Origin of the sequence: Lentzea aerocolonigenes, assembly GCF_000974445.1 — a bacterium.
In the GTDB taxonomy this organism is placed as follows: domain Bacteria; phylum Actinomycetota; class Actinomycetes; order Mycobacteriales; family Pseudonocardiaceae; genus Lentzea; species Lentzea aerocolonigenes.
This window is the reverse complement of record NZ_BBOJ01000023.1, coordinates 101,455-112,947: the sequence shown is the minus strand read 5'-3', so window position 1 is coordinate 112,947 and position 11,493 is coordinate 101,455. Positions and strand designations below refer to the sequence as shown.

The 11,493-nt window shown below is 69.2% G+C and carries 14 protein-coding genes; 6 read left to right on the top strand and 8 right to left on the bottom strand.

Annotated elements, in window-relative coordinates; all coding sequences use genetic code 11:
* Positions 1-16 precede the first annotated feature (16 nt).
* Positions 17-811: a hypothetical protein gene (locus tag AOM45_RS38500; protein ID WP_059362919.1), complete on the bottom strand. Its 795-nt coding sequence runs from the start codon at positions 809-811 to the stop codon at positions 17-19.
* Positions 812-904: 93 nt separating this feature from the next.
* Here AOM45_RS38500 and AOM45_RS38495 point away from each other — a divergent pair, with 93 nt between their 5' ends.
* Positions 905-2,458, top strand: coding sequence for an FAD-binding oxidoreductase (locus tag AOM45_RS38495; RefSeq protein WP_035910983.1), 1,554 nt, complete (start codon positions 905-907; stop codon positions 2,456-2,458).
* Here the strand turns inward: AOM45_RS38495 and AOM45_RS38490 are convergent.
* Positions 2,421-2,693 (bottom strand): YggT family protein, encoded by a 273-nt coding sequence (locus AOM45_RS38490; RefSeq protein ID WP_030468887.1) that lies wholly within the window; start codon positions 2,691-2,693, stop codon positions 2,421-2,423. The two genes, AOM45_RS38495 and AOM45_RS38490, sit on opposite strands and share 38 nt — an antisense overlap.
* 86 nt (positions 2,694-2,779) lie before the next feature.
* Here AOM45_RS38490 and AOM45_RS38485 point away from each other — a divergent pair, with 86 nt between their 5' ends.
* From AOM45_RS38485 to AOM45_RS38470, 4 genes are all read left to right on the top strand, one after another.
* A complete protein-coding gene (locus AOM45_RS38485) occupies positions 2,780-3,109 on the top strand; it encodes a TfoX/Sxy family protein (RefSeq protein WP_030468888.1) in 330 nt (109 codons plus the stop codon).
* Between the two features lie 124 nt (positions 3,110-3,233).
* Complete coding sequence (locus AOM45_RS38480; RefSeq protein ID WP_030468889.1) at positions 3,234-5,558, top strand: immune inhibitor A domain-containing protein; 2,325 nt, start codon at positions 3,234-3,236, stop codon at positions 5,556-5,558.
* A gap of 10 nt (positions 5,559-5,568) precedes the next feature.
* Complete coding sequence (locus AOM45_RS38475) at positions 5,569-6,012, top strand: nucleoside deaminase (RefSeq protein WP_030468890.1); 444 nt, start codon at positions 5,569-5,571, stop codon at positions 6,010-6,012.
* A gap of 9 nt (positions 6,013-6,021) precedes the next feature.
* Complete coding sequence (locus tag AOM45_RS38470) at positions 6,022-6,537, top strand: SDR family NAD(P)-dependent oxidoreductase (protein WP_030468891.1); 516 nt, start codon at positions 6,022-6,024, stop codon at positions 6,535-6,537.
* Position 6,538: 1 nt separating this feature from the next.
* On the opposite strand, the gene AOM45_RS38465 is transcribed toward AOM45_RS38470, so the two are convergent.
* From AOM45_RS38465 to AOM45_RS38455, 3 genes are read right to left on the bottom strand one after another with little or no spacing between them, the layout of a single operon-like run.
* Complete coding sequence (locus AOM45_RS38465; protein WP_162185679.1) at positions 6,539-6,901, bottom strand: STAS domain-containing protein; 363 nt, start codon at positions 6,899-6,901, stop codon at positions 6,539-6,541.
* 20 nt (positions 6,902-6,921) lie between these two features.
* Positions 6,922-7,689: an iron-containing redox enzyme family protein gene (locus tag AOM45_RS38460; protein WP_156093938.1), complete on the bottom strand. Its 768-nt coding sequence runs from the start codon at positions 7,687-7,689 to the stop codon at positions 6,922-6,924.
* Positions 7,689-8,756 carry a carboxylate-amine ligase gene (locus AOM45_RS38455; protein WP_030468894.1) on the bottom strand — a complete coding sequence of 356 codons (1,068 nt, stop codon included), beginning with the start codon at positions 8,754-8,756 and terminating at the stop codon, positions 7,689-7,691. The genes AOM45_RS38460 and AOM45_RS38455 overlap by 1 nt, the downstream gene beginning before the upstream one ends.
* A gap of 49 nt (positions 8,757-8,805) precedes the next feature.
* Between AOM45_RS38455 and AOM45_RS38450 the strand changes: the two genes are divergently transcribed.
* Entirely contained in the window at positions 8,806-9,729 is a 924-nt protein-coding gene (locus AOM45_RS38450; RefSeq protein WP_030468895.1) for a DNA topoisomerase IB, read from the top strand.
* Here AOM45_RS38450 and AOM45_RS38445 read toward each other — a convergent pair.
* The 3 genes from AOM45_RS38445 to AOM45_RS38435 are packed head-to-tail and all read right to left on the bottom strand — an operon-like array spanning position 9,716 to position 11,380.
* On the bottom strand, positions 9,716-10,141 hold the full coding sequence (locus AOM45_RS38445; RefSeq protein WP_051783850.1) for a DUF4383 domain-containing protein: 426 nt from the start codon (positions 10,139-10,141) through the stop codon (positions 9,716-9,718). The two genes, AOM45_RS38450 and AOM45_RS38445, sit on opposite strands and share 14 nt — an antisense overlap.
* Positions 10,142-10,183: 42 nt before the next feature.
* Entirely contained in the window at positions 10,184-10,903 is a 720-nt protein-coding gene (locus AOM45_RS38440) for a SigB/SigF/SigG family RNA polymerase sigma factor (protein WP_030468897.1), read from the bottom strand.
* A 12-nt stretch (positions 10,904-10,915) separates the two neighbouring features.
* Positions 10,916-11,380, bottom strand: coding sequence for an SRPBCC family protein (locus AOM45_RS38435; RefSeq protein ID WP_030468898.1), 465 nt, complete (start codon positions 11,378-11,380; stop codon positions 10,916-10,918).
* Positions 11,381-11,493 lie beyond the last annotated feature (113 nt).

Below are 11,493 nucleotides of genomic sequence, written 5' to 3'. Positions count from 1 at the left end.
GCCTGTATCGAAGGCGCTACTTCGGTGGCGGCGTGCCGTACAGCTGCAGCGCGCTCTGACCGGAGCAGCCGTACTCGCCGGGCTGGGTCTGCACGCGCGGCGGGTACCACGCCGCGACGGTTCCGTCGGCGAGCCGCACGCCGGTGAGGCACGAACCGCCGCCGCTGGCGACGATGCCGATCGCGCCGTTCTCGACGACGGCGTCGAGGCGCGGCTCGGCCCACGGCAGCTTGGTTCGCTCGTCGACCGGCATCGGCGGCAGCTTCGCGCGCAACGCGGCGAGCACGTCGTCCTTCGTGGTGGTGGGCGGCAGCTCTCCGAGGATCGTCTTGAAGGCTTCGGGGTACGTGGTCGGGACGCCCTTGAGCTGGACGGGTGGCGGGGTGATCGGCCTGGCGTCCTGGGGACAGCGGATGCGGTCGGGACCGCCCTTCGTGACGCCGTAGTAGGTGAAGTCGGCGCGGTAGCAGGCGGTCACCGGGTTCCGCTCCCAGAACCGGAAGGACGGCGGGTCCTCCGACGTGCCGGGGTCGTACACGCGGAACAGCAGGGTCACGCGGACCTTCTCCGGGTCGTTCGCCGGGCTGTCCGTGATGCCGATGACCGCGAAGTACTTCGGGTCGGTGTTGCCGACCAGCGCGGAGCGGGCGTACGCGTTGCCGTCCGCGCCGACCGGGTAGGCGATGCGGTCCGCGACCTGGCGGGCCTTCTCGTCGGTGGCGCTGTTGCCGTCGGGTCTCGTCACGGCGTACATGGCCCAGCCGAGTGCGGTCATCACCAGCAGCAGAAGTGCTGTCCCCCAGGACTTCATGGCCCCGACGGTAGCGCTGCGGGGAGCGTGGGCGCGCGAGTAGTTGTACTCAGGTCATTCCAGAACGACAGCGTTTCGCTTATGTTGCTCGGCATGGCAACGAGGTCGTGGTGGGGCTGGGGCAACGTCGAGGACGCCGTCACCCCCGAGGAACGCCGTGCGCTGGCCGACCGGGTCCGGGCGGTGTTGCCGGGCGCGGACCTGACGTTCCACGCTCCACCGGACCCGAAGTCGCTGGACGTGCCCGCCCCGCGGATCCAGCCGCCGGGCGAGGTGTACTCGACCGACGTTGTCGACCGGCTCACACACGCCCGCGGCCAGGCCTACCGCGACGTCACCCGCAACCTCGCCGGGGACGTCGGCCCGCTGCCGGACGCCGTCGCCCGCCCGCGCACCGAGCAGGACGTCGTCGACGTGCTCGACTGGTGCGGGTCGAACGACGTCGCCGTGATCCCGTTCGGTGGTGGCACTTCCGTCGTCGGTGGTGTTGAGCCGCGCGAGCTGGACCGGGTGGTGACCCTGGATCTGGGTGCGCTGGACCGGGTGCTGGAGGTCGACCCGACGAGCCGGGCTGCCCGGATCCAGGCGGGCGTGCTGGGGCCGTCGTTGGAGGCGCAGCTCAAGGAGCACGGGTTGACGCTGCGGCACTTCCCGCAGTCGTTCGAGTTCTCGACCCTCGGCGGCTGGCTCGCGACCCGCGCCGGCGGCCACTACGCCACGCTCTACACGCACATCGACGACCTGACCGAGTCGCTCAGGGTCGTGACGCCACAGGGGGTCAGCGAGTCGCGGCGGTTGCCCGGTTCGGGCGCGGGACCGTCACCGGACCGGCTGTTCCTGGGCTCGGAAGGCGCTCTGGGCGTGATCACCGAGGCGTGGATGCGCCTGCAGTCCCCGCCGCTGCACCGAGCGGGTGCGTCGGTGCGGTTCGCGTCCTGGGACCGTGCCGTGGACGCGACCCGGGCGATCGCGCAGTCCGGGCTGCACCCGGCGAACTGCCGTCTGCTGGACCCGGCGGAGGCGTTCCTCAACGCCGGGTCGTCCCAGGCAGTACTGGTGCTGGCCTTCGAGTCCGCGTCGCACCCGGTCGACGGGTTGCTGGCGCAGGCGCTGGAGCTGTGCGGTGACGGGGAGGTCGTCGAGGGGGCGGCGCAGCAGTGGCGGAAGTCGTTCCTGCGCATGCCCTACCAACGCGACGCCATGGCCCAGCACGCGATGATCACCGAGACGTTCGAGACGGCCTGCACCTGGGACAGGTTCGCCGACCTGCACGCGGCCGTGGTGGAGGCCGGGACCGCGGCGTTGCGCGAGGTCTGCGGGATCGGCATCGTCACGTGCCGCTTCACCCACGTCTACCCGGACGGCCCCGCGCCGTACTACGGCATCTACGCGCCGGGCCGGTGGGGCAGCCTGACCTCGCAGTGGGACGAGATCAAGGCCGCCGTGTCGGAGGCGTTGCTGGCGGCGGGCGGCACCATCACCCACCACCACGCCGTCGGCCGCGACCACATGCCCTGGTACACGCGGCAACGTCCGGACGTCTTCGCCGCGGCCCTGTCCGGAGCCAAGGCCGCGCTGGACCCCGCCGGGTTGCTGAACCCCGGCGTCCTCACCACACGATCGACCGCAGGATCAGCGCCGCGATGAACACCACCGTGAACGCCAGGTCCAGCCCGAACCCGCCGAACCGCACCGGCGGCAACACCCGGCGCACCGGCGCCAGCACCGGCTCGGTCACGCCGTGCGTCACGCGGCGCACCTTCCACACCCAGTCACCGCGCGCCTGGAACGTGACCGCCCAGTCCACGATCATCCGCCCGATCATCACCAGGATGAACAGCGTCAAGAGCCAGCCGAGCACAAAGCCGACCAAGCCGAACAAGATGGCCTCCTCGAATGTCCTGTATGTCCATGAAGCCACACGAATCTGAGAGGCGCCTGGCAACTCGCTGAGACAGTATTCAGCGTGTGGCGTACGACGAGGGCCTGGCACACCGCCTGGGCGAGGCGCTGGGCGCACTGCCCGGCATCACGGCGAAGAAGATGTTCGGCGGCATCGCGTTCCTCTGGAACGGGAACATGCTGGTGGGTGTGATCGGCGACGACCTGATCGCCCGCATCGGCCCGGACGCGCAGGAGGACGCGCTCGCCCAGCCCGGGGCGCGCGTCTTCGACTTCACGGGGCGGCCCATGAAGGGCTGGGTGATCGTGGACGGGGGCGCGGTGTCGGAGGACGACGTGCTGGAGGACTGGATCGGGCGGGCGCGCGAGTTCGTGGAAGCGTTGCCGCCGAAGTGAGCCCGGCTGACCGCGTCCGCCGAAAGGTCCAGTCGGACAGTCGTGGCGACAACCGACTTTCGGACGTGTCGAGTCACCGCCGCGCTACGTAGCGTCCGCTCTCGGATCCGAGAGGGGAACGAACGTGCGAAGAGCATTGGCGGGGGCAGCGTCACTCGCGCTCATCACGGCGGGACTCGTCACGCCCGCGGCGGCCACACCGCCCGCGCAGCCGGAGGTCCAGGAGGTGCGGCAGTCCGACGAGCAGCCGCACGAGCTGGAGCTCAAGCGCCGGGCGCTCAAGCAGCAGGCGCTCGCCGACGTGCTGACCGGTGAGGCGAAGACGGAGAAGCGCGGCAGCAGCACCGTCGCGAAGGTCGGCAAGAAGCAGAACAAGGACCAGTACGTCGAGCTGAAGCGCGAGAAGACCGACAAGATCTTCGTGATCCTCGCGGAGTTCGGCAACGAGCGGCACCCGGACTACCCGGACCGCGACACCAACCCGAACACGCCCGGCCCGCAGCGCTTCGACGGCCCGCTGCACAACCAGATCCCGGAGCCGAACCGGGCGGTCGACAACACGACGATCTGGCAGCCGGACTTCAGCCGGCAGTACTTCCAGGACCTGTACTTCTCCCGCAAGAAGGACGCGAACTCGGTCGCGAACTTCTACGACAAGCAGTCGAGCGGCAGGTACACGGTCAACGGCACCGTTACGGACTGGGTGAAGGTCCGCTACAACGAGGCCCGCTACGGCCGCAGCAACGGTTACCCGTGCGGCGACAACATCTGCAACAACTCGCGTGAGCTCATCAAGGACGCCGTCACGCAGTGGGTCGCGGACCAGAAGGCCGCGGGAAAGACCACCGAGCAGATCAAGGCGGCGCTGGCCGAGTACGACCAGTGGGACCGCTACGACTACGACGCCGACGGCGACTTCAACGAGGCCGACGGCTACATCGACCACTTCCAGATCGTGCACGCCGGTGGTGACCAGGCCGACGGCGACCCGTGGCAGGGTGAGGACGCGCTCTGGAGCCACCGCGGTTACGCGTTCAAGAACTACTCGACCGGCCCCGGCACCAACAAGCTCGGCGGCGCGCAGATCGGTGACACCGGCATCTGGGTCGGCGACTACACCGTGCAGCCCGAGAACGGCGGCGTCAGCGTCTTCGCGCACGAGTTCGGCCACGACCTCGGCCTGCCGGACCACTACGACACCGCCGGCGGTTCGAACGGCGTCAACTGGTGGTCGGTCATGGGTCAGAGCAGGACTTCCGGACCCGGAGAGGTGCCCGGCGAGCGCGCACCCGAGTTCTCCGCGTGGGACAAGCTCCAGCTCGGCTGGCTCGACTACGAGGTCGCCGTCGCGGGGCAGGAACGCGTCTTCGAGCTCGGCCCGCACGAGTACAACACCGCGAAGGCCCAGGGTCTCGTCGTCGTGCTGCCGGACATCTCCAAGTCCTTCGACTACGGCGCGCCGTTCGCGGGCAGCAAGATGTGGTGGAGCGAGAAGGGCAACGACCTCGACAACTCCATGACCGTCCCGCTCGACCTGCGCGGCAAGACGTCCGCGTCGCTCACGATGAAGGCCCGCTACGACATCGAGGCGGACTACGACTACCTCTACGTCGAAGCGGCCAACGCCGACGGCAGCTGGACCCAGCTCGACGGCGTCGCGAACGGGGCACCGTTCCAGCGCGACTCGGCCGACGCACCCGCGTTGAGCGCTTCCTCCGGTGGCCAGTGGGTGGACCTCACCGTCGACCTGAACGCCTACGCCGGCAAGAACACCAAGCTGCGCCTGGCCTACCGGACCGACGGTGCCCTTGCGCTGCAGGGCTTCTTCGCCGACCAGATCACTGTGACCGCCGACGGCGCACCGGTGCTGACCGACGGCGGCGAGACCACCGGCGTGTGGACCACCCGTGGCTTCCGCACGACCGAGGGCAAGGAGACCAAGGCGTTCGACCAGTTCTACATCGCGTCGAACCGCACCTACGAGTCGTACGGCAAGTACAACAAGACCGGCCCGTACCGCTTCAGCTTCCCGGACAAGCCGGACTTCGTGGAGCACTTCCCGTACCAGGACGGCCTGCTGGTGTCGTTGTGGAACACGAGCTTCCTCGACAACAACGTCAGGGAGCACCCCGGTGAGGGCCTGATCCTGCCGATCGACGCCAACCCGGCCCCGCTGTACAACCTGGAGGGCCAGCGCTGGTCTCCTTCGATCGGCGGCTACGACGCGCCGTTCGGGCTGCAGAAGTCGGACTCCTTCACGTTGCACGTCAACGGCAAGGCGTCCTACGTCCGCGGTGCGGCGGCCCAGCCGACGTTCGACGACACCAAGCAGTACTGGTACGCGGAACAGCCCAACGCGGGCGTGAAGCTGCCGGCGGTCGGTGTCGGCCTGAAGGTTCTCCGTCAGAGCGGCACGTCGATGACGGTGAAGTTGTTCAAGACGAAGTAGCTTGGGTCGCATGACCTCTGCTGACATGCTGGCCGTCGCCGTCGAAGAGGCGCGGATGGGACTCGCCGAGGGCGGAATCCCCATCGGCGCGGCGCTCTTCGACGGCGACGGCCGTCTGCTGGGCCGGGGCCACAACCGCCGCGTGCAGGACGGCGACGCCTCCATGCACGCGGAAACCTCGGCCTTCCGCAACGCCGGCCGTCAGCGCAGCTACCGCGGCACGACCATGGTCACGACCCTGTCGCCGTGCTGGTACTGCAGCGGCCTGGTCCGCCAGTTCGGCATCTCGAACGTGCTGATCGGCGAGGCCACCACGTTCCACGGCGGTCACGACTGGCTGGCCGAGCACGGCGTCGGCATCACGGTCGTCGACGATCCCTCGCTGATCGAGCTGATGACGACGTTCATCGCCGAACGCCCCGAGCTCTGGTACGAGGACATCGGCCAGGACTAGCGTCCAGGTGTGGCTGCTGTGCTGATCACCGGCGCGAGCGCGAACCTCGGCCTCGAGACCGCTCGTGAGCTGGTGCGCGCCGGTCACACCGTCTGGTTGGACAGCCATGACCTGGCGGCCTCCGAGATCGGCGCCCGGCCCGTGCAGCTCGACGTCACGTCCGACGAGTCCCTGGCTGCCGCGGCCGAGGCCGTGGGTGAGCTGGACGTGCTGGTCAACGCCACCGCCGACCTCGAGCAGGAGACGTTCGAGGACGACCTCGCCGGACTGGTCCGCGTGCTGCAGGCGTTCCTGCCGCTGCTGGAGCGGTCGTCCGCACCGGTCGTCGTGAACGTCGGCGGCGGCCCTGCCTCGCTGTCCGCCGCCGCAGCCAACATCGTCGCGGTGCAGTACGCCAAGGCGTTCCCGAACGTGCGGATCAACGCGGTCGAGCCGGGCGCCGCGTCCGTCGTGCGGATGGCGCAGATCGGCCAGGACGGGCCGACCGGCGGCTACTTCGACGCCGACGGCCCCCTGCCGTGGTGACTCAGGACGAGTAGCGCTCCACGGCCTCGTCCAGCGAGCGCAGGATCGTGAACACCGAGTCCAGCCCTGTCGCTTCGATCGGGCGCAACGCCGCTCTGGTCGAAGCGACCACGACGAACTCGACGCCGGTGCCGGTAGCGCGCTGCTGCCCGAGCACGAGCGCCTCCAGTCCGGCTGAGCCCAGGAACTTCACGCCGCCGAGATCGACGACGACCGCCCGGTTCGCCTCCACCACGTGACTGTCCAACGGTGTGGTCAGCTCGCCGCTGCTCGTGGTGTCGAGTTCTCCGGACACGTGCAGCACGACGACGTCGGGTGCGATCCGGTCGACGACCACGGAGGCCAGAGCTGTGGGGTCGGGCACGCTGTCTCCCTTCAGTGCGGTCAGCACCCCACGTTAACGCGGCCCTGCGAGACCAGCCAGCGACCCCTCAGCGAGGTGCGTCCGGCCCGCAGGCTCGCGTCGACGTGCTGCGTCAGGCGGGCGTGCAGTTCGTGGCACGCGGTGAAGCCGAGGCGGACGTCGTCCGGCGGGCACTGCACGGGCAGGAGCTGCGCGAACGGGTCGCCGCCGATCGTGTCCACGGCGGACAGGAACCCGACCAGAGCGCCCACCAGACGCTGGTGCAGGCCGAACAACGACAGCGCGTTCGCGAGCGCGAGGGTCGGCGCGGGCATCTCGTCGACGCTCGCGCAGACGTCGAGGTCGCGCAACGTCACGGTGAACAGCACCGAGTGCGTCCGCTCCGACCGCGCTCCGTACGCGTCGCCCTGGATGTCGCGCAGCACCGAACGCATCTCCCTGCGCGGCTGCCAGAACGCGTGGTGCCGGCGCAGCTCGGCCAGCCCGTCCTCCGAAAGCACCGCCGGTTGTGTCGTCTCACCCAGCGACCGCAGCCCTTCCTCCCAGCGCGATTCCAAAGCCGCGTGGAACTGCGCCAGTGCCGGGTGGTCCTCCCACTGCGGGTGCACGTCGTCGAACCCGCGCATCCGCAGTTCGTAGCAGATCCACAGCGACAGCTGGAGATCGTCGTCGAGACAGGTCTCCCTGGTCCCGCCGCTGACGAGCAGTGCGGGTCGCGGCGATGGTTGCGAGCGCAGCGCGGCGACCAGCGCAGCGCTCATGTGGCCGCGGGGAGCGGGGAGTCGCATCAGATGTCCTCACGCGTTCGGGCGATCAGCATGTCCACAAGGGACTCGGGGTCCGGGCAGCGTCGTTGCCGAGCGGCACCGCTGCCGTTGTGGCGCAACCAGTCGATCTGCCGCTCCACAGTAGACAGAGTGCCGCGATCGCGCAGCGCGACCGAAACGTGCTCGGCGAGCTCTTCTGCCCGGTCGAACGCGGGGGAGAGTTTTCCGGTGTGTGGATCGGCGGCCAGTCCGTCGACCCCGTCGCGCGACGCCCGCCAATATGCCGCTCGCAGCACGGAGTCGTCCACCCGCTGTTCGGAGGGTTCCGATACGACGAGGGCTCGGATCAGTTCGGCGAGAACGACCACTTCCGTTGCCAGTTGCGGAATGTCCGCGACGCGCACCTCGACCGTCGGGTGGTTCGCCGACGGGCGGACGTCCCAGTACACCATCGCCCTGTCCAGCAACGCCTGCGTGGAGATGATCGAGTCGACGGTCCGGTCGTAGTGCTCGGGACCGTCCCACTCCGGCGGTGGCCCGCTCACCGGCCAGCGCGACCACACCATCGACCGCCAGCTCGCGTACCCGGTGTCCTCTCCCTCGTAGACGGGGGAGTTCGCGCTCAGCGCGAGCAGTGTCGGCAGCCAGGCCCGCAGCTTGTTCGACGCCCGCAGCGCCTCCGCCTTGTCCTCGACGCCCACGTGCACGTGCAGCCCGCAGGCACCCTGCCCGATCACGAGTCTTCGGTGCGAGTACTCGATCTGGTGATATCTGGGGTCGTCCGATCCCGGCGGAGGACCTGCCTTGCCGATCGGCGGCATGCCTGTGGCGACCAGCCGGCACCCGGCGGCGTCGGCGGCCTCGACCAGCACCTTCCTGGCGGCGCGCACCTGCTCGTCCAGCTCTTCGAAGGAGTGCGTGACGCCGGTCGCGATCTCGATCTGGAACGGCGTCAGCTCGCCCTGGACGTCGAGGTCACCGGGCGCGCGCGAGATCTCCCTGACTCGGGGCGCCAGTGCTACCGGCCGCCGCGACTCGGGATCAACAAGAAGGAACTCTTGTTCCACACCGACCGTGTAGTGATTCATCGGCGAGCGGGTACCCGCGTCTCGTGCTGATCAACCACGAGGTGCCCGAATGAGACTGCGCCGCAGCGACCCGGCCCGGCCGGGCTGGACCCGCCGCCGGCACGGCAGCGGGTTCCGCTACCTCGACGCGACGGGCCGGCGCCTGGGCGCCGACGACGTCGCACGGGTGAAAGCGCTGGTCATCCCGCCGGCGTGGCGGGACGTGTGGATCTCCCCGCACCCGAACGGCCACATCCAGGCCCTCGGTTACGACGAGGCGGGCCGCCGCCAGTACCTCTACCACGAGAAGTGGCGGACCGACCGGGACGCGGAGAAGTTCGACCGCGTGCTGAGGCTCGCACCGCGCCTGCGGAAGTTCCGCGAGCAGATCGAGAAGGACATGAAGTCCCGCGGTCGCAAGCGATTGCTGGCCATCGCGCTGCGGATGCTCGACCTCGGTGTCTTCCGCGTCGGCCACGAGCAGTACGCGGAGGACAACGGCACCCACGGTGTCGCGACCCTCCTTTGTGAACACCTCAGCGTGCGCGGGGACCGCGTGAGGTTCCGCTTTCCCGCCAAGCACGGCGTCGAGGTCGACGAGGAGATCGAAGACCCGATGCTCGCGCGCGCCGTCCGTTCGTTGCTGAAGGACCAGACCCCTGACTGCCGGGTCTTCGACCTCACCGCCGACGACATCAACGAACGGTTCCGCGAACTGGTCGGTGACGAGTTCAGCGTGAAGGACCTCCGCACCTGGCACGCCACGGTCCACGCCGCCCAGGCGTTCGCCGACGCCTTGAAAGAACGCGGCAAGCCGTCCAAACGAGCGGTCAGCGCGGTCATGAAGGAGGTCGCGGAACACCTGGGCAACACGCCCGCCGTGGCGCGGAAGTCCTACGTCGACCCGCGCCTGGTCGAGGCGTTCGAAGGTGGTGAGGTCATCGGGAACGGCGATCCGGAACGCGCGGTGAGCAGGCTGCTCAGGTCGTCCTGAGCAGCGCCGCCCGGTCGCACTGCCGGCACCACGCGGCACCCTGCGCCGCCGCCAGCGAGGCGAAGCCGGCGAACAGGTGCAGCGCGTTGCTGCCGGGGTTCACGTTGAGGAAGTTGACGACCTGGTCGTCGTACCGGGCGAGCCCGAGGCCGAACAGCACGAGGAACAGCACCGCCACCAGCAGCGCGGTTCCGCTCAGCGCCTTGAGTCGCGGAGCCGCGACGATCAGCGCGGCGCCGAACACGAGGTGGATGGTGTTCTGCAACGGGTTCACGCGCAGTCCGAGCACCCAGGTCTCGGACTCGCCCGCGAAGGAGCCGAAACCCGTCACGAAGAAACCGGCGACTCCCCAGAGCGCGAGCAGGGCGCCAGTGCTGATCGCCAGCTTCTGGGGCCACCGCAACCGGTTCATGCCGCCAGTATCGCGAAAACCGGACATTCGCGCTCGGTCATTTCACTCCTCCGCCAGCAGGTCGTGCCGCAGCTGCTCCAGCGACTTGGTGAGCAGGCGCGAGACGTGCATCTGGGAGATCCCGACGCGGCGGGCGATCTCCGTCTGGGTCAGCCGGCCGAAGAACCTCAGGACCACGATGGTCCGCTCGCGCCGGGGCAGGCCCCGCAACATCGGTTGCAGGGCCTCGTGGATCTCGACTCCCTCCAGCGCGGGGTCGTCGACCGTCGAGCTCTCCAGCGCGTCGAGGGGAGCGAACGAGACGTTCTTCTCCACGCGCAGGCCCTCGTAGACGTCGGTCAGCGACACCCCCAGGTGCCGGGCGATCTCGGAGGGAGTGGGAGATCGCCCGGTCTTGTGCGACAGCTCGGCGGTCGCGCCGTCGATGGAGTCACACAGCTCTTTCAACCTGCGGGGCACGCGCACCGCCCAGCACTGGTCCCGGAAGTGACGCCGCACCTCGCCGGTGATCGTGGGCACGGCGTAGGACAGGAAGTCCGTCTGCCTGCTCACGTCGAACCGGTCGATGGCGTTGATCAGTCCGACCGCGGCCACCTGAGCGAGGTCTTCCATGGGCTCGCCGCGTTCGCTGAAGCGGCGGGCGATGTGCCGGGCGAGCGGGAGGTACTCGCGCACCAGCCGGTCCCGCAGCGCGTAGTAGCGCGGCGAGTCACGGCAGGTGCGCCCGAGTTCCTCGAACGCCGCGTGCTGGTCTGGCGTCAAGGCGCACCGCGATCAGACCTGGGGCGGCGGCGTCACGTCGCCGCGCCACGCGCCGGTCTCGGTGCCGCGGTTCTCGATGAACTCCTTGAACCGCTTCAGGTCGCCCTCGACCCGGTGGCCGACGACGCCCAGTGCGGCGCCCGCCTTCTCGGTGAAGGTCTCCGGGTCGTACTCCATCTGGAGGTGGACCCGCGTCGTGTCGTTGTCGAGCCGGTGGAAGGTGACCACGCCACCCTGCGGCGGTCCGTCGACCGTGGTCCACGCGACGCGCTCGTCCGGGTGCTGCTCGGTGATCTCCGCGTCGAACTCCCGGACGACCCCGCCGATCTTCGTGGTCCAGTGGGTCCGGGTCGGCGTGAGCTGGTCGATCTTCTCGACGCCGTCCATGAACGCCGGGAAGGATTCGAACTGGGTCCACTGGTTGTAGGCCGTGCTCACCGGCACGTGGACGTCCACCGACTTCTCAATGGTGGTCACGAAACCTCCTCCTCTTTCACTAGTCGTCGATGGGTGAGTACCCGCGTCACGCGCTGTTACACATCGCCTACCTGTCCACACCGGACTGTCACGGAGAGTGGTGAACCACTCGC